Source organism: Xanthomonas sp. LF07-6 (genome assembly GCF_034105445.1).
Classification (GTDB): Bacteria; Pseudomonadota; Gammaproteobacteria; order Xanthomonadales; family Xanthomonadaceae; genus Xanthomonas_A; species Xanthomonas_A sontii.
Genome location: NZ_JAXGGI010000001.1, coordinates 861,194 through 877,745, shown reverse-complemented (window position 1 = coordinate 877,745; position 16,552 = coordinate 861,194). Strand labels below are relative to the sequence as shown.

Annotated in this window: 16 protein-coding genes; 11 read left to right on the top strand and 5 right to left on the bottom strand. The window is 67.9% G+C overall.

Annotation, left to right across the window (positions count from 1 at the left end; all coding sequences use genetic code 11):
• Nucleotides 1-50: 50 nt before the first annotated feature.
• Nucleotides 51-1,214 (top strand): mechanosensitive ion channel domain-containing protein, encoded by a 1,164-nt coding sequence (locus tag SLW56_RS03695; RefSeq protein WP_026143871.1) that lies wholly within the window; start codon nucleotides 51-53, stop codon nucleotides 1,212-1,214.
• Nucleotides 1,215-1,376: 162 nt separating this feature from the next.
• On the opposite strand, the gene SLW56_RS03690 is transcribed toward SLW56_RS03695, so the two are convergent.
• Nucleotides 1,377-1,862, bottom strand: a complete 486-nt coding sequence (locus tag SLW56_RS03690) for a DUF2127 domain-containing protein (protein ID WP_017913015.1) — start codon at nucleotides 1,860-1,862, stop codon at nucleotides 1,377-1,379.
• A gap of 16 nt (nucleotides 1,863-1,878) precedes the next feature.
• On the bottom strand, nucleotides 1,879-3,708 hold the full coding sequence (gene typA, locus SLW56_RS03685) for a translational GTPase TypA (protein ID WP_010340464.1): 1,830 nt from the start codon (nucleotides 3,706-3,708) through the stop codon (nucleotides 1,879-1,881).
• A 199-nt stretch (nucleotides 3,709-3,907) separates the two neighbouring features.
• Between typA and SLW56_RS03680 the strand changes: the two genes are divergently transcribed.
• The 10 genes from SLW56_RS03680 (at nucleotide 3,908) to prpE (ending at nucleotide 13,691) form a co-directional block, all read left to right on the top strand.
• The gene (locus SLW56_RS03680) at nucleotides 3,908-4,402 is read left to right on the top strand and encodes a peptidylprolyl isomerase (protein WP_048490063.1); all 495 of its coding nucleotides are present in this window, start codon (nucleotides 3,908-3,910) and stop codon (nucleotides 4,400-4,402) included.
• 91 nt (nucleotides 4,403-4,493) lie between these two features.
• Complete coding sequence (locus SLW56_RS03675; RefSeq protein ID WP_267100336.1) at nucleotides 4,494-4,871, top strand: glutaredoxin family protein; 378 nt, start codon at nucleotides 4,494-4,496, stop codon at nucleotides 4,869-4,871.
• Nucleotides 4,872-4,908: 37 nt separating this feature from the next.
• A complete protein-coding gene (locus tag SLW56_RS03670) occupies nucleotides 4,909-5,895 on the top strand; it encodes a malate dehydrogenase (protein ID WP_152182218.1) in 987 nt (328 codons plus the stop codon).
• 69 nt (nucleotides 5,896-5,964) lie between these two features.
• Complete coding sequence (locus tag SLW56_RS03665; protein WP_320694361.1) at nucleotides 5,965-6,843, top strand: LysR family transcriptional regulator; 879 nt, start codon at nucleotides 5,965-5,967, stop codon at nucleotides 6,841-6,843.
• Nucleotides 6,844-6,922: 79 nt separating this feature from the next.
• Complete coding sequence (gene gstA, locus SLW56_RS03660) at nucleotides 6,923-7,543, top strand: glutathione transferase GstA (protein ID WP_152182216.1); 621 nt, start codon at nucleotides 6,923-6,925, stop codon at nucleotides 7,541-7,543.
• 99 nt (nucleotides 7,544-7,642) lie between these two features.
• The gene (locus tag SLW56_RS03655; RefSeq protein ID WP_320694360.1) at nucleotides 7,643-10,153 is read left to right on the top strand and encodes a prolyl oligopeptidase family serine peptidase; all 2,511 of its coding nucleotides are present in this window, start codon (nucleotides 7,643-7,645) and stop codon (nucleotides 10,151-10,153) included.
• 21 nt (nucleotides 10,154-10,174) lie between these two features.
• A complete protein-coding gene (locus SLW56_RS03650; protein WP_267093581.1) occupies nucleotides 10,175-10,489 on the top strand; it encodes a hypothetical protein in 315 nt (104 codons plus the stop codon).
• A 59-nt stretch (nucleotides 10,490-10,548) separates the two neighbouring features.
• A complete protein-coding gene (locus SLW56_RS03645; RefSeq protein WP_152182213.1) occupies nucleotides 10,549-11,376 on the top strand; it encodes a hypothetical protein in 828 nt (275 codons plus the stop codon).
• 49 nt (nucleotides 11,377-11,425) lie between these two features.
• Nucleotides 11,426-11,692, top strand: coding sequence for a hypothetical protein (locus tag SLW56_RS03640; protein ID WP_152182212.1), 267 nt, complete (start codon nucleotides 11,426-11,428; stop codon nucleotides 11,690-11,692).
• Nucleotides 11,693-11,819: 127 nt separating this feature from the next.
• The gene (prpE, locus tag SLW56_RS03635) at nucleotides 11,820-13,691 is read left to right on the top strand and encodes a propionate--CoA ligase (protein ID WP_320694359.1); all 1,872 of its coding nucleotides are present in this window, start codon (nucleotides 11,820-11,822) and stop codon (nucleotides 13,689-13,691) included.
• A 49-nt stretch (nucleotides 13,692-13,740) separates the two neighbouring features.
• Here the strand turns inward: prpE and SLW56_RS03630 are convergent, their stop codons facing one another.
• From SLW56_RS03630 to SLW56_RS03620, 3 genes are all read right to left on the bottom strand, one after another.
• A complete protein-coding gene (locus SLW56_RS03630; protein ID WP_017911124.1) occupies nucleotides 13,741-14,349 on the bottom strand; it encodes a glutathione binding-like protein in 609 nt (202 codons plus the stop codon).
• Nucleotides 14,350-14,471: 122 nt separating this feature from the next.
• Entirely contained in the window at nucleotides 14,472-14,933 is a 462-nt protein-coding gene (locus SLW56_RS03625) for a cell wall hydrolase (RefSeq protein ID WP_019797714.1), read from the bottom strand.
• Between the two features lie 299 nt (nucleotides 14,934-15,232).
• Nucleotides 15,233-16,537, bottom strand: a complete 1,305-nt coding sequence (locus SLW56_RS03620) for a hypothetical protein (protein ID WP_320694358.1) — start codon at nucleotides 16,535-16,537, stop codon at nucleotides 15,233-15,235.
• Nucleotides 16,538-16,552 lie beyond the last annotated feature (15 nt).

Sequence of the window (16,552 nt, the reverse complement as noted above, 5' to 3'; positions counted from 1 at the left end):
CCTCCACTGCCAGACTGTCGCGACTCCTCCCCCCGACAAAGGAGCGCATCTTGACCCTCGATCTTCATTGGGTGCCCTGGCGTGCCTATACGCTGCCGATCGGCGCCGCGCTGATTCTCGGTTTTCTGGCCTGGTGGCTGCTGTTGCGCATCGCCCAGCGCATGCGCGGCCGCGACTACCGGCGTGCGCGCATCGTGCGCGTGATCAGCGTGCCGGTCGCCTTCCTGCTGCCGATGCTGATGCTCAGCTTCGCGCTCGAATCCACGCCGCTGGACGAGAAGGCGCTGACCGACCTGCAGCACCTGCTGCACATCGGCATGATCGGCTGCGTGACCTGGCTGCTGGTGCGCGGCGTGGCGGCGCTGGAAACGGCGATCCTGCGCAGCCATCCGATCGAGGTGGCGGACAACCTCACCGCACGCCGCGTGCAGACCCAGACCCGGGTGCTGGCGCGGGTGGCGATGGGCACGATCATCCTGGTGGGCACCTCGATCGTGCTGCTGACCTTCCCGGCGGTGCGGCAGATCGGCACCACCTTGCTGGCCTCGGCCGGCATCATCGGCCTGGTCGCCGGTATCGCCGCCAAGCCGGTGTTCGGCAATCTGATCGCCGGCCTGCAGATCGCGCTGACCCAGCCGATCCGACTCGACGACGTGGTCATCGTCGAAGGCGAGTGGGGCCGCATCGAGGAGATCGGCAGTTCCTACGTGGTGGTGCGGATCTGGGACGAGCGGCGCATGGTGGTGCCGCTGACCTGGTTCATCGAGAACCCGTTCCAGAACTGGACGCGCAACAGCGCCGACCTGCTCGGCACCGCGTTCCTGTGGCTGGACTACCGCACGCCGATCGCACAGGTGCGCGCCGAGCTGGAGCGGATCTGCAAGAGCGAGCCACTGTGGGACGGACGGGTCTGCGTGACCCAGGTGACCGACACCAGCGAGCGCACGATCCAGGTGCGCCTGCTGGTCAGTGCGCGCAACTCCGGCGACGCCTTCGACCTGCGTTGCATCGTGCGCGAACGCATGCTGGATTTCCTGGTGCGCGAGCATGCCTACGCGTTGCCGCTGCTGCGCGCGGAAGTGGCGCCGGAGCCGGTGCGGCTGTCGCACCCGCCGGTGCGCGCCAGCGATTCGGAGGCGATGCGTTCGCCCGGTGCGGAGGATGGGGCGCCGGCAGTGAATGCGACAGCGGGCGAGGCACGTGCGTCCCGCTGATCGCTGAGCGGTCTTGCCGCATGATCATGCGGCGTGGGATGGGATTTTCTGCGCGACCACCAGCGGTGCCCGCCGAATGCCAGGAACGCGAATGCGCCCACCGGTGACTGGCAGGCGCATATCGCTTGAAGAAAGCCGGCACCGCCGCGGCGCGGGGTGCGGCTAGGCTGCAGGAGGATGCCGCCGCCGCCGCACCAGGTCGCGGGCGAGGATGCCGACCACGGCGAGATTGATCGCCAGCACCGCCCACGACGCCCAGCCGGGGTGGCGCACGATCGCGTAGACGTCGAAGGGCAGGTAGATCGCCGCGGAGATGCAGCCTAGCAGCGAGGCCCAGGCCTTGGCGCGCCACAGGCCCCAGGCCTCGATGATGTGCAGCACGCCGTAGGCGAGCATGCCGGCGGCGGCCAGGTGCACCGCGCCGGGGTTGATCATGGTCAGCAGCGAGGGCAGGGCGCCGTGGTCCGGGTCCAGGCTGAAACGCACGATCAGCTTGTCCACCCCCGCGCGCAGCGGGGCCGGACCCATCAGTTCCAGCCCCGTGGCCGCCAGCACCGCGAGCAGGCCCTTGCCGGCCTCCAGCAGTGCGATCAGGTGCAGACCCGGATGCGCGTGCGGATCCGGGTTGTACGCCTTGTCGGCGGCCATGGGCGTGCGCTATCCCTTAGCCCGCGCGACCGGCGCGCTTGCGCTCGTTTTCGGTCAGGTGCTTCTTGCGCAAGCGGATCTCCTTCGGGGTGACTTCGACCAGTTCGTCGTCCTCGATGAAGTCCAGCGCCTGCTCCAGCGTGTACTTGATCGCCGGAGTCAGCTTGATCGCATCGTCCTTGCCCGAGGCACGCATGTTGGTCAGCGGCTTGGTCTTGATCGCGTTGACGGTCAGGTCGTTGTCCTTGGAGTGGATGCCGACCAGCTGCCCTTCATACACGTTGTCGCCTTCGGCGGCAAACAGGCGGCCGCGCTCTTCCAGCGGGCCCAGCGCGTAGGCGGGGGTGGCGCCCGGCGCATTGGCGATCATCACGCCGTTCTGGCGCTTGGCGATGGCGCCCTGCTCCTTCGGGCCGTAGTGGTCGAACACGTGGAACAGCAGGCCCGAGCCCTGGGTCAGGGTGCGGAACTCGTTCTGGAAGCCGATCAGGCCACGCGCCGGGATCATGTAGTCCAGGCGCACGCGGCCCTTGCCGTCCGGCTCCATGTTCTTCAGCTGGCCCTTGCGGATGCCCAGCTTCTCCATCACGCCGCCCTGGTGCTGCTCCTCGATGTCCACCACCAGCTGCTCGACCGGCTCCATCAACTGCCCGTCGATCTCCTTGATGATCACTTCCGGGCGCGACACGGCCAGTTCGAAGCCCTCGCGGCGCATGTTCTCGATCAGCACCGACAGGTGCAGTTCGCCGCGGCCGGAGACCAGGAACTTGTCGGCGTCTTCCAGCTGCTGCACCTTCAGCGCCACGTTGTGCACGGTCTCGCGCTCCAGCCGGTCCTTGAGCTGGCGGCTGGTCAGGAACTTGCCGCCGGACAGGTCCTTGTTGCCGGCGAACGGCGAGTTGTTGACCTGGAAGGTCATCGAGATGGTCGGCTCGTCCACGGTCAGCGGCGGCAGCGCCTCGGGGGCTTCCAGCGCGCACACGGTGTCGGAGATGGTCAGCTCCTGGATGCCGGAGATGGCGACGATGTCGCCGGCCTGCGCGCTGTCCTGCTCGATCCGCTCCAGGCCCAGGAAGCCCAGCACCTGCAGCACCTTGCCCTGGCGCTTCTTGCCTTCGCGGTCGATCACCGCCACCGGCATGTTCTTCTTCAGCACGCCGCGCTGGATGCGACCGATGCCGATCACGCCGACGAAGTTGTTGTAGTCCAGCTGGCTGATGCGCATCTGGAACGGACCGTCCGGGTCCACGTCCGGCTTCGGCGCGTGCTGCATGATCGCTTCGTACAGCGGGGTCATGTCGCCGTCGCGCACGCTGTCGTCCAGCGAGGCGTAGCCGTTCAGCGCCGAGGTGTAGACGATCGGGAAGTCGAGCTGCTCGTTGGTGGCGCCGAGCTTGTCGAACAGGTCGAACACCTGGTCGATCACCCAGTCCGGGCGCGCGCCGGGGCGGTCGATCTTGTTGACCACCACGATCGGCTTGAAGCCCATCGCGAACGCCTTCTGGGTCACGAAGCGGGTCTGCGGCATCGGGCCGTCCATCGCGTCGACCAGGATCAGCACGGTGTCCACCATCGACAGCACGCGCTCCACCTCGCCGCCGAAGTCGGCGTGTCCGGGGGTGTCGACGATGTTGATGCGGTTGCCCTGCCAGGTGATGGCGGTGTTCTTGGCCAGGATGGTGATGCCGCGTTCCTTTTCCTGGTCGTTGCTGTCCATCACGCGCTCGGCCAGCACCGTGCGCTCGGACAGGGTGCCGGACTGCTTCAGCAGGCAGTCGACGAGGGTGGTCTTGCCGTGGTCGACGTGGGCGACGATGGCGATATTGCGAAGATTTTCGATGGACATGCGAAAGGGGGCCAGCCGGCGCCAGAAGGAAGGAAAGGAAGCCACCTAGTATACCCGGATCCCGTGACGCCTGCCGGCGGCCGGCGGCGGTGGGAAGGGCGGGGGCATTCAGGCGCCGGCGGCGGGCGCGGGCAAAGCCTGAACGAGGCGACGTGTATCCTATGCGCCCCTCATGACGCCCCCGTTTCCAAGGAATCCCATGTCCCTGATCGCCCATTTCGACACCGCCCGCGGCCCGATCAAGATCGAGCTGTATCCCGACAAGGCCCCGCTGACCGTGGCCAACTTCGTGAACCTGGCCAAGCGCGGCTTCTACGACGGGCTGAACTTCCACCGCGTGATCGCCGACTTCATGATCCAGGGCGGTTGCCCGGAAGGCTCCGGCCGCGGCGGCCCGGGCTACCGCTTCGAGGACGAGACCAACAACGGCGTGCGCCACGACCGCGGCGTGCTGTCCATGGCCAACGCCGGCCCCAGCACCAACGGCAGCCAGTTCTTCATCACCCACACCGCTACTCCGTGGCTGGACGGCAAGCACACCGTGTTCGGCAAGGTGCTCGAGGGCCTGGACGTGGTCGACAGCGTCGCCCAGGGCGACGTGATCAACAAGATCACGATCGAAGGCGACGCCGACGCGGTGCTGGCGGCCAAGGCCGACCGCGTCGCCGAGTGGAACCGCACCCTCGACGCCTGATCCGGCGCTGTCCGCGCGACCGGCCCTGCGGCCGGGCGCGCGGAACCTGCGTGCTACCATTTTCCCGATTGATTGCCGCACCCGACCGCCGATGACGATGCGCCCCCTTGTGTTGTGCCTGCTGCTGCTCGTGATCGGCGGCGGCGTGCACGCGTGGTGGCGCAGTGCGGCCTCGACACCGTCGGCCGCACTGGCCGCCGGCGACCCGCGGCTTCTGACCGGCGAGGCCGGCATCGTCATGCTCGCCGCCGACTGGTGCGGCTATTGCCGCCGGCAACAGGCCGATTTCGCCCGCGCCCAGGTCCGCTACACGGTCCTGGACGTGGAGCAGGAGGCCGGCCGCCAGGCCACCGCCGCGCTGGGCCTGGAAGGCGTGCCGATCACCGTGATCGGCCAGCACGTGGTCGAAGGCTACGACACCACCGCCCTGGACCTGCACCTGCAGCCGCTGGGCTATCGCGTCTACTGATCCACCCCACCCACTTTCTTAGCAGAGGAATCCCCCCATGAAAGCACCCGTTCGTGTTGCCGTGACCGGCGCCGCCGGCCAGATCGGTTATGCCCTGCTGTTCCGCATCGCCTCCGGCGAAATGCTGGGCAAGGACCAGCCGGTGATCCTGCAGTTGCTGGAACTGCCGATGGAGAAGGCCCAGGCCGCGCTGAAGGGCGTGATGATGGAGCTGGAAGACTGCGCGTTCCCGCTGCTGGCCGGCATGGTCGGCACCGACGACGCCGAAGTCGCGTTCAAGGACGCCGACATCGCCCTGCTGGTCGGCGCGCGTCCGCGCGGCCCGGGCATGGAGCGCAAGGACCTGCTGCTGGAGAACGCCAAGATCTTCACCGCGCAGGGCGCGGCGCTGAACAAGGTGGCCAAGCGCGACGTCAAGGTGCTGGTGGTCGGCAACCCGGCCAACACCAATGCCTACATCGCCATGAAGTCGGCACCGGACCTGAACCCGAAGAACTTCACCGCGATGCTGCGCCTGGACCACAACCGCGCGCTGAGCCAGCTCTCGCTCAAGCTCGGCAAGCCGGTCGGCGGCATCGAGAAGCTGGTGGTGTGGGGCAACCACAGCCCGACCATGTACCCGGACTACCGTTTCGCCACCGCCGACGGCGCCTCCATCGCCGATGCGATCAACGATCAGGAATGGAATGCCGGCACCTTCATCCCGACCGTGGGCAAGCGCGGCGCGGCGATCATCGAAGCGCGCGGCCTGTCCTCGGCCGCCTCGGCCGCCAACGCCGCCATCGACCACGTGCGCGACTGGGTGCTGGGCAGCAACGGCAAGTGGGTGACGATGGGCGTGCCGTCCGACGGCTCCTACGGCATTCCCGAAGGCGTGATCTTCGGGTTCCCGGTTACCACCGAGAACGGCGCGTACACCATCGTCAAGGATCTGCCGATCGACGACTTCAGCAAGAAGTACGTCGACAAGACCCTGGCCGAGCTGGAAGAAGAGCGCAGCGGCGTGGCCCACCTGCTGGGCTGATCGCCAACGCGATCGCGTCGTCACGGAACGCCGGGCCCCGCCCGGCGTTTCGCGTTGTGGGAATCCGACATGATGAATCTGATCCACTGGCGGCTGTACGTCGCCGTGGTCGAGTGCGGCAGCATCAGCGCCGCTGCCGCGCGCTGCGGCATCACCCAGTCCGGCGCCAGCCAGGCCATCGCGCAGATGGAGCACGTGCTGGGCGCGGCGCTGCTGCTGCGCGAGCGCGGGCGGATCCGGCCGACCCCATTCGGGACGCGTGCGCTGGAACATGCACGGGCGATGCTGGCCGAACTGGGGCAGATCCAGGCCCTGGCCAGGGCGCAGCGTGCAGCGGGTGCGGCCTCGCTGCGGGTGGCAGGCTTCGCCTCGTCGCGGCCGTGGCTGGCGCCGCGCCTGCGCGCGTTCGAGCGGGCGCATCCGGACACGGGCGTGGTCTGGCTGGAAGGCAGCGACGAGGAGGTCGAGGCCTGGCTGGCCGACGGGACGGTCGACCTGGGCGTGGTGCTGGATCCGGCGCCGGAGCGCGACGCCATGGTGTTCGGCATGGACGACTGGCTGGCGGTGCTGCCGCCGGCACTGGCGCGTCCGCAGGCGCGCGACATCGCCCTGGCGGAACTGCTGGCGCTGCCGTTCGTGCTGGCCACCGGCGGTTGCTGGCTGCACGCGCAACGCCTGGCCGAACGCGCTGGGCTGGCGATCGCCGACCTGCGCCTGCAGGTGCGCGACTGGTCCAGCGCCTGGGCGCTGGTGCGCGACGGCGCGGGCGCCAGCCTGCTGCCGACGTCGGTGCTGCCGGCCGAGCGCGACGGCGTGCAGGTGCTGCCGTTGCAGCCGCGGCTGCAGCGCCGCTTCGCCCTGGTCGCTGCTGCACACGCGGCGCCGGCCGCGCTGCAACTGCGCCGGTTCCTGGACGAGGCCATTAGCGGCGCTACTGACCCGGCCTGACATTCTTGTTTCTCCGCAGGCCGCCGTGCCGCACACACTGCGCGCGCCGACTGTCCGGCGCCTCTTCGAGACCGTTCCGATGCTCCTCTATGCCGCCCCTGGCGCCTGTTCCCTGGCGCCGCACATCGTGTTGCGCGAACTGCAGCTGCCGTTCCGGTTGGTGCGCGTGGACAACCACAGCAAGCGCACCGCCGATGGCGAGGACTTCCGCGCGATCAATCCCAAGGGCTACGTGGCCGCGCTGCAACTGGAGGACGGCCAGGTGCTGACCGAGGGGCCGGCGATCCTGCTGTACCTGGCCGACCGCTGCCCACAGGCGGCGCTGGCGCCACCGGCGGACGCAGACACTTTGCCGCGCTACCGCCTGTACGAGTGGCTGGCCTTCATCAACAGCGAACTGCATGCCGGCAGCGTGCCGCTGTTCGATGCCGGGCTGGCACCGGCGCGGCGCACCGCGGTCGCCGCTCGCCTGCTGCAGCGCTATGCCCATGCCGAGGCTGCGCTGCGCACGCAGCCGTACCTGCTCGGCGAGCGCTTCGGTGTGGCCGATGCCTATCTGTTCACCGTGCTCGGCTGGCTGCCGCGGTTCGGCCTGTCGCTGGACGCGCATCCGGCGTTGGCGGCGTACGCGGTGCGCATCGCGCAGCGTCCCAGCGTGGCGGCGGCGCTGGCCGCCGAGCAGGCGCTGCAACCGGCCTGAGCGCGGCACGCAGGCGGTGCCAGGCATGACCTTCGGCGCTCGGCCGCAGCGCGGCGGCCGTGCTAGGTTGCCCGGGCCATTCGAAAGGGGATTTCGACCATGCTCATGCCGTTCCGCTGGATCGGCGCCCTGGCGCTCGCCAGTGCGTTGCCTGTCGCCGCCCACGCCGCCACCGCCGATAGCGGTTACCGGCAACCCCCCGAGCCGCTGCTGGGGGTAATGCGCGCGCCGCTCAATCCGTCGCCGCGGCTGGATCCGACCGGGCGCACCCTGTTGCTGGTGGAGCGCCAGGCCTACCCGCCGATCGCGCGCGTCGCCGAGCCGTACCTGAAGCTGGCCGGGGTGCGCGTGGAACCGCGCACCCACGCCCGCCACGACATGTCCAACGGCTACGGCATCCGCGCCTGCCTGGACGGCTTCAGCCTGGTCGACGTGGCCAGCGGCAAGCAGACCGCGGTGACCCTGCCGGCCGGCGCCTGCCCGGCGCAGCCGGTGTGGTCGCCGGACGGGCGCCGCTTCGCCTTCAACAACACCGCGGCCGACCGCGTCGAACTGTGGCTGGGCGACGTCGCCACCGGCGCGGTGCGTCGCATCGACGGCGTGCAGCTCAACCCGGTACTGGGCGGCGAGATCCAGTGGCTGGGCGGCAGCGACACGCTGCTGGTGCGTGCGGTGCCGCAGGACCTCGGCCCCGCGCCGGTGAAGGCGGCGGTACCGCCGGGGCCGGAGGTCAAGGAAGCGATCCGCGGCAAGGGCGAGAGCAGTACCTACGAGGCCCGCGACACCCTGTCCAGTCCCGAGGACGAGGCCCAGTTCACCTACTACGCCACGGCGCAGCTGGTCACTGTGGATGCCGCCAGCGGCAAGCTGCGCACGGTCGGCAAGCCGGCGGTGTACTCGGTGGTCGACGGTGCGCCGGACGGCCGCCACGTGCGCGTGGAGCGCCTGCAGCGCCCGTACTCCTACGTCACCACCTACGGCCGCTTCGCCCACGACGTGGCGGTGCTGGACCTGGCAGACGGCAGCGAGCGCGTGCTGGCGAACCTGCCGGTGGCCGATCGCGTGCCGGTACACGGCGTGCCCACCGGGCCGCGCGCCTACGGCTGGCGCGCCAACCAGCCGGCCACCCTGGTCTGGGCCGAGGCGCTGGACGGCGGCGACTGGAAGACCAATGTGCCGGCGCGCGACAAGCTGCTGACCCTGTCGGCACCGTTCACCGGCAAGCCGCGCGAACTGGCCAAGGTGACCCAGCGCTACGCCGGCCTGAGCTGGTTCGCGCAGGGCGGGCAGGCGCTGCTGGACGAGTACGACGAGAACCGCCACTGGCGCCGCACCACGCTGCTGGACGCGGACCGCCCCGGCAGCGCCGGGCGGGTGCTGTTCGACCTGTCCACCGACGACCTCTACGCCGATCCCGGCACGCCCGAACTGCGTCGCCTGGCCAACGGCGAATACGTGCTGCGCGAGGACAACGGCGCACTGTTCCTGAGCGGGCAGGGCGCCACCCCGGCCGGCGACCGGCCGTTCCTGGACCGCTATGATCTGGCGAGCGGCAAGACCCAGCGTCTGTTCCGCAGCGGCGCCGATGTTGATGAGGCCTTCGCCGGGTTTGCCGGCGAGGACACCACCCGCCTGCTGACCTGGCGGCAGTCGCCGAGCGACCCGCCGAACGTCTACCTGCGCACGCTGGGCCAGCCGCAGCCGGCTGCGGCAGCCGGCGAGGCGGTGGTCGCCTCCACCCTGGCGCCAGTGACTCGCTTCCCCGATCCGACCCCGCTGGTGCGGCAGATCAAGAAGCGGCTGGTGACCTACAAGCGCAAGGACGGCGTGGAACTGTCCTTCACCCTGTACACGCCACCCGGCTACAAGGAAGGCACGCGGGTGCCGGCGATCCTCTACGCCTATCCGCTGGACTACGCCGATGCCTCCAAGGCCGGCCAGGTCAGTGGCGCCAACGACCGCGACTTCACCCGCCTGCATTCCTACCAGCTGTTGCTGCTGGCCGGCTACGCGATCATCGACGACGCCGCGTTCCCGATCGTCGGCGATCCCAAGACCGCCTACGACACTTACCTGCAGCAGCTGGTGGAGAACGCGCAGGCGGCGGTGGACAAGGCGGTGGCGCTGGGTGTGGTCGACCGCGACCGCATCGGCGTCACCGGCCACAGCCACGGCGCGCTGATGGCGGCCAACCTGCTGGCGCACACCGACCTGTTCCGCGCCGGCGTGGCCACCAGCGGCAGCTACAACAAGACCCTGACCCCGTTCGGCTTCCAGAACGAGCGGCGGTCGTTCTGGGCCGCACCGGAGGTGTACGCGCAGGCGTCGGCGTTCTTCCACGCCGACAAGATCAACGAGCCGCTGCTGCTGGTACACGGCATGGACGATGCCAACCCCGGCACCGAGACCACCCAGGCCCCGCGCATGTTCCAGGCCATCCGCGGCCTCGGCGGCACCGCGCGGCTGGTGCTGCTGCCGTTCGAACCGCACTGGTACACCGCGCGCGAGTCCAACGAGGACGTGGTGGCGGAAATGCTGGAGTGGTTCGACCGCTACGTGAAGCAGGCGCCGCCGCGTGCGGCGTCGGCGGACAAGGCGAAGACACAGTAGTCGGCCGACCTAGCGCGCACGATGACATGGCGTTTGCTCTGCGCGCCGGTGTTGCTGGCGCTCACTGCATGCGGTGCGGTCGACACAGTGAAGAATGCGTACGCGTATTCGCGGGAGGTGGCTGCCGACTTGGAGAAATCGGTCGGCAGCAAGCCAGCGGTGGGCTTCGACTGGGCGAACGGCGCGCTGGTCCAGGTCACGGTCAATTTCCAGGGCGTGCCGCACAAGCCGTTGGCGCAGATCATGCAACTCAGCAAGGATTCGGTGGCCACGCGCTTCGAGCAGGCGCCGGGGGGGGGGGGCGTTTACGGTGCCGGGGAAGTAGCTAGTAATTGATGCTCATGGTCGCGGAAGCACTGTGCGCATCTCAGTCAACCGTCTAGGAAGACGTATCCATGGATCCTCTGTCCTTCAGTTTGCCGACCGTCATTTGGTCGGGAATTGTCGCTGCATTTATCTCTTTGAGTGGCGTGGTCCTTTCCAATCGTGCCAGCATGAGCCGGCTTAAGGAGCAGTTGCGGCATGATGCAAAAGAGAAGCATCAGGATCGTCTCGCAAGTCTGAGGCGAGATGTGTACTTGCCGCTTATTGCCGAAACAAATAGAGCGAATGGGTACCTTGGATCTCTCTCTGCTCAAGATCCAACTGAGGGCGGTTTTGGAGAGCCTCTGCAAGGTGTGATCGCAATGTTGGCGAAAGTCCAACTTGTTGGCTCTCGAGAAGCTACAGCGGCCGCGGCCGAGTTGACTGCGCTGTATGGGGAGGCGCTTCTAAGGCTTATCGGCTTTGCAAAGCCAATGCATGAGGCAAAGATCGACATTAGGATTTCGGATGAACTGTATCAACAGAGTGCTGCTCAGGTGCAGCGAGTGCTTTCCGAGATTGCAGCGGAAAACGAATCAGGGGTGCCAAATCAAATTCGGCTGGCTTCGCTGTTTAACTCATTGAGCAACTATCGTGAGCAGTCTTCAATTCATTCAGGCGCGCGCAATGCCGCCTGGGATGTCTACAACTCTAATCAGCAAGGCTTCGCAAGAGCGGTCCTTGAGGAAATAAAAAGGCTTGGCCCCGCGCAGATCAGTCTAATGTGCGCAATTCGAAGTGAATCAGGTTTGGATGGTGATGCTTCTGAGCTCAGGGCTCGGCTAGAGGAGAATAGCAAGAGGGGAGGTCAGGCAATTGATGAGTTGCTGAGTAAGCTGAATTCATCTGTTGATGGCTGAAAATTGCTGGGCTCAGTGCGTTTGCCGGCGGATCTTTGGGGTAAATACGATGAAGAATGAATTTGAAGACGATCTCATCATTGTGCCAGTGCCTCCGCTAGTTGCAGTTTTGCTTAATCTGGAAAAAAAGAAGGGATCTTCTCTCACAGAAGGCGAAGTCCTGGAGGCGAGAGACAATGCTGTTTGCATCGCATTGCCAAAGGGCGTATGCGATGCTATCGCGGAATCTCGCGGATACAACGACATCGATCCTGAGCGGGCCTGGGAAGAGTGGGTTGAGATTCGCTCCTCACTTCAAGCTGGGTCTGACAGTTAGCTCAGCCCAAACTCGCCCCTAGGGATTGTGAGGAGAACGTTTATGTTCTTCGACCAAGGTCGGAACGACGCCCTCCCCACCGAAGGACTATGCTCGGAGCCGGTGCACCGGCCTTGGGAGGGGCGGCATGGACTACGCGACGCTGTACCGACGTTCGATCGAGCGGCCCGAAGAGTTCTGGGCCGAGCAGGCCAGGGCGATCCACTGGGAGCGGCCGCCGCAGGCGATCCTGGAGTACGACACGCCGCCGTTCCGGCGCTGGTTCGTCGGCGGCCTGACCAATCTGTGCCACAACGCGGTGGACCGGCATCTGCCCGAACGCGCCACGCAACTGGCGCTGGTCGCGGTGTCCAGCGAAACCGGGCAGACTCAGGAGATCACCTATGCGCAGCTGCATCGCGAGGTCAACGCCTTCGCCGCGGTGCTGCAGCGGCTGGACGTGCAGCGGGGCGACCGCGTGGTCATCTACATGCCGAACATGGCCGAGGCGGTGTACGCGATGCTGGCCTGCGCGCGCATCGGCGCGGTGCATTCGGTGGTGTTCGGCGGCTTCGCCGCGCACAACCTGGCGCTGCGCATCGACGACGCGCGGCCCAAGCTGCTGATCGCCGCCGATGCCGGCAGCCGCGGCGGCAAGCGCATTCCCTACAAGCCGCTGGTCGATGCCGCCTGCGCGGAGGCCAGTGCGCCGCCGCCGACGGTGCTGATCGTCTCGCGCGGGCTGGACCCGGCGCTGCCGCGCGTGCCCGGGCGCGACGTCGACTATGCCGAGCTGCGTGCCGACGTCGGCGATGCGCAGGTGCCGGTGGCGTGGCTGGAATCCAACGAGCCCAGCTACCTGCTGTACACCTCCGGCACCACCGGCAAGCCCAAGGGCGTGCAGCGCGATGTCGGCGGGCATGCGGTGGCGCTGGCGTTGTCGATGCGCACGGTGTTCGACTGCGGCCCGGGGCAGACCATGTTTTCCACCTCCGACGTGGGCTGGGCGGTGGGGCATTCGTACAACGTGTACGGTCCGCTGATCGTCGGCGCGACCTCGCTGTTGTACGAAGGCCTGCCGGTGCAGCCGGATCCCGGCGTGTGGTGGGCGCTGTGCGAGAAGTACCGGGTGCGCACCATGTTTTCCTCGCCGACCGCGATCCGCGTGCTGAAGAAACATCCGGCGCGCTACCTGCGCGAGCGCGACCTGAGCGCGCTGCGCTATCTGTTCCTGGCCGGCGAGCCGCTGGACGAGCCGACTGCGTTGTGGATCGGCGAGGCGCTGGGCAAGCCGGTGATCGACAACTACTGGCAGACCGAAACCGGCTGGCCGGTGCTGACCCTGTTGCCGGGCGTCGAGTTGCGGCCGGTGAAACCGGGATCGCCCGGCTTTCCCAATCTTGGGTACCGCACGCGCATCGTCGACGAGCACGGCGTCGAGGTGCCGGCCGGGCGCAAGGGCGTGCTGGTGATCGAGCCGCCGTTGCCGCCGGGCTGCATGACCACGGTGTGGAACGACGACGCGCGCTTCCTGCGCAGCTACTTCAGCCATTTCGATACGCTGCTGTACAGCTCGCTGGACTGGGCGATCCGCGACGAGGACGGCTACACCTTCATTCTCGGCCGCACCGACGACGTGATCAACGTGGCCGGACATCGCCTGGGCACGCGCGAGATCGAGGAAGCCATCGCCGGCCATGCCGACGTGGCCGAGGTCGCGGTGATCGGCATGCACGACGAATTGAAGGGGCAGGTGCCGGTGGTGTTCGCGACGCTGAAGCAGGTCGCGCCGGATGCGGCGGCAGTGATCGAGGAACTGCGCCAGTGCGTGGTGCAGCGTCTTGGCGCGGTGGCGCGGCCGGCGCAGGTGTATCTGGTGCAGGCCTTGCCGAAGACGCGGTCGGGCAAATTGTTGCGGCGCTCGCTGCAGGCGCTGGCCGAGCAGCGCGATCCGGGCGATCTGTCGACGCTGGACGATCCCGGCGCGCTGGAGGAAATCCGTCGCGCCTTGCGCGGTTGACGTGCGACCGGCGACGCCGGCGCAGCCGCGCCGGCGTCCGCATCATCGCTTAGCTCAGGCCTTCGGCCTGCAGCGCCGCCTGCACCTGCGGATCGGCGGACATGCGTTCGAAATGCAGCTGCAGATTGGGGCCGAGCGCGATCTGCTGCGCGCGCGCCCAGCGCAGGGTGACGAACAGGTAGGCATCGGCGATGGAACGGCGCGCGCCGCCCAGCCAGGTCTGCTGTTCCAGCGCAGCTTCCACGCGCGCGTACAGCGTGCGCACGCGTTCGCGTGCATGTTCCTGGGTGCGGGCGATCACCGCGGCATCGTCGAGATAGCGGGTGCTGCCGAACAGCGGATGAAACGCCGGGTGCAGATCGGCGTTGAGGAAGGCCAGCCAGCGCTGCACTTCGGCACGGCTGCGCGGGCTGCCGTCGCCGGCCAGGTGCGCGTCGGGCGCGAGATCGGCGATGTAGTTGAGGATCGCCGAGTTCTGGGTGAGCACCCAGTCGTCCATCTGCAGCGCAGGCACCGCGCCGGCCGGATTGATCGCCAGGTACGCCGGCGCCTTCATCGCCGCGGCATCCAGCAGCTTCAGTTCGAACGGCAATCCGGCCCAGCGCAGCGCGATGTGATCGGCCAGCGAACAGGCGCCGGGCTTGGAATAGAGTTTCATGGCAGGCGGCTCCGCATCGGTCAGGACGGCAGAGCGTACCTGCTGCGCGGGGCGCTTGGCGATGAAGGCGCGCCTTGCGTGGCGCGCGCGCCTGCGTCAGGACATGCCTGTGTGGCGAACAATCAGGACGCGTTGCGTGGACGCAGCTTCTGCACGCGATAGAACGTGTGGTCGCCGATGGTCGCGACCTGATAGGCATTGCGCCAACTCGGGCTGGCGATGGCATGCGCGGCGAAGTGGCTGGCGCCCGGCACGATCTCCTTGCGCTGGCCCTGCGGCAGCGCCCAGTTGCGCTCGGCGGCGAAGGCGACCTTGACCGCATCGGCCCAGGCGTCGTCGTTCTTCAGTTCGGTGCCCGGCTTCACCAGGCCTGGCGCGAACTGCTTGCGTGCGGTGACCACCTGGCACATCGAATCGCCCCACAGACCGCTGTCCAGGCGACGCAGCGCCACTTCGGCGACGGCTTGTTGTCCGCGCAGCGTCTGGTCGCGCGCTTCCAGGTACACGGTGGTGCTGAGGCAAAGCGAATCGGCAGCGGGTTGCGGCAACAATTGCGAGAGCCAGAGAATCCAGGCCAGTTTCATCGTACTCCTTGCTCCGTATGGGCCGTCGTCGTGGCGCTGCGCCGGGATGGCGCGGCAAGCGATGCGGCTTGGCGTCATGGGGAGGCGGCCTGTCACGGGCCGCCCGGGTGCCGGCAATCTGAAGTCCGGCGGATCCGCCAAGATGGGCGGATCGAGAAGAGGCGCGAACGATAGGGGCCGGTTCCCGAATCGCAACTGAATCCCGAGTGTTGACAGGGTTCACATCTCGCTGTGTCGAGATGCCGTCGTGCCTGGCCGCACGACGGCATTGTGCAGCGCCGCACTGCGGCGCATGAGGCTCAGGGAAACTGCTTGCGCTGCATCAGCATGGCGTACACCTTGACCACCGGATCGGCGTGCCCGCTCAGTTGCGCCAGGCGTTGATCGCGATCCGGCCAACGCTGCGCCTGATCGGCGAGCACGCGCAGATCGCCGAACCAGGTGTCGTGATCGCGTGCGTAATACGGGCCGCTCAGCAGCGTGGCGAGCAGGTGCATGCCGCGGTCGCGCGCCGCGCCCGCCGGCGCGTACTCGAGATAGCGCAACAGTTCGCGCAGGCGCGCGCGCTGCACGCGGCCGCTGTCGTCGCTGGCGGCGGTCTGCTGCAGCACGCCGTGGTCGAGTTGGTCGAGGAACTCGATCGATGCTTTTTCCGTCGCCGCATCGCCTGCACTGGAAGCCGGATCCAGCAACTGCGTGCGGATGTTGTAGCCGGCCTGGCGGATCAGCGAGATCGCATCGGCGTCGATCGACTGCGCGGGGAGCTGCGGTGCCGGCACGATGCGCTCGGCCGGCAGCTCGGCGACGAAGCGCTGTTCCAGCAGCCAGTGGTTGCCGAGCACGCTGGAAGCGCAGCGCGTCTGCGCTAGATGCGCGGCGACGTAGCCGCGGTAGGCGGCGTGCAGGCGCTCGCGCAGGGCGCTGTCGGACATTTGTTGCAGCACCAGCGGCATGTCGCCGGCCACGCTGAGTTCGGTGGCGGTGAAACCGGCATCGTCGCCGCGGATGCGTTCGAACATGCGCACCAGGCCGTCGCCGAGCTGTGCCTGTCCCGCAGTATCCAGCGGTGCCGCGGCGAGCGCCATCTTCAGTGCCGGGGCGGTGTCGGTTTCGTGTTGCGCCGCGTCCACGCGTGCGGCGATTGCGCTGGCGCGCGCTGCCGGTGACGCTGGCTGCAATGCGCTGGCCAACGCATAGGTCGGGCTGGGATCGTCGAGATAGTCCGCATCGCAACTGCCGGCGTGCGGCGTCGGCAGCGCGGCGAACAACGCCTGAACCTGCGCTGGCGTGGCGTGTTGTGCGGCGCGTGTCTGCAGCGTCAGCCGATCCAGACCAGCGGTGCGCGGTGAGCGAAGTTCGTCGTCGTGCTCTTCGTCGATGCTGCCGACGCGGGCCAGGCCTGGCATGCGCCGTTGCGCGCGCTCGGCCAGTGCCACGGCCTGTTGGGTCAGCCGTTGCGCGGCAGCGGCCCGGTTGCCGTCGGCTGGAAGATCGGCGGATGCAGCCAAGCGCAGCAGCACATCGGCCTGGAAGTCGGCAGGCAGCGCCTGCGCCGCGGCCAGCACCGCACTCGCAGGTGGCCCGGGCACGGCGCTACCGTTCATCGAAGCGGCACCAGT

Bases quoted from the DNA above. Each gene is read 5' to 3' on its own strand.
- SLW56_RS03620 (WP_320694358.1), bottom strand. From the start codon at position 16,537: ATGAACGGTAGCGCCGTGCCCGGGCCACCTGCGAGTGCGGTGCTGGCC.
- typA (WP_010340464.1), bottom strand. From the start codon at position 3,708: ATGTCCATCGAAAATCTTCGCAATATCGCCATCGTCGCCCACGTCGAC.
- SLW56_RS03690 (WP_017913015.1), bottom strand. From the start codon at position 1,862: ATGGCCGCCGACAAGGCGTACAACCCGGATCCGCACGCGCATCCGGGT.
- prpE (WP_320694359.1), top strand. From the start codon at position 11,820: ATGGACTACGCGACGCTGTACCGACGTTCGATCGAGCGGCCCGAAGAG.
- SLW56_RS03645 (WP_152182213.1), top strand. From the start codon at position 10,549: ATGGATCCTCTGTCCTTCAGTTTGCCGACCGTCATTTGGTCGGGAATT.
- SLW56_RS03670 (WP_152182218.1), top strand. From the start codon at position 4,909: ATGAAAGCACCCGTTCGTGTTGCCGTGACCGGCGCCGCCGGCCAGATC.
- SLW56_RS03675 (WP_267100336.1), top strand. From the start codon at position 4,494: ATGACGATGCGCCCCCTTGTGTTGTGCCTGCTGCTGCTCGTGATCGGC.
- SLW56_RS03665 (WP_320694361.1), top strand. From the start codon at position 5,965: ATGATGAATCTGATCCACTGGCGGCTGTACGTCGCCGTGGTCGAGTGC.
- SLW56_RS03655 (WP_320694360.1), top strand. From the start codon at position 7,643: ATGCTCATGCCGTTCCGCTGGATCGGCGCCCTGGCGCTCGCCAGTGCG.
- SLW56_RS03625 (WP_019797714.1), bottom strand. From the start codon at position 14,933: ATGAAACTGGCCTGGATTCTCTGGCTCTCGCAATTGTTGCCGCAACCC.
- SLW56_RS03640 (WP_152182212.1), top strand. From the start codon at position 11,426: ATGAAGAATGAATTTGAAGACGATCTCATCATTGTGCCAGTGCCTCCG.
- SLW56_RS03680 (WP_048490063.1), top strand. From the start codon at position 3,908: ATGTCCCTGATCGCCCATTTCGACACCGCCCGCGGCCCGATCAAGATC.
- SLW56_RS03630 (WP_017911124.1), bottom strand. From the start codon at position 14,349: ATGAAACTCTATTCCAAGCCCGGCGCCTGTTCGCTGGCCGATCACATC.
- gstA (WP_152182216.1), top strand. From the start codon at position 6,923: ATGCTCCTCTATGCCGCCCCTGGCGCCTGTTCCCTGGCGCCGCACATC.
- SLW56_RS03650 (WP_267093581.1), top strand. From the start codon at position 10,175: ATGACATGGCGTTTGCTCTGCGCGCCGGTGTTGCTGGCGCTCACTGCA.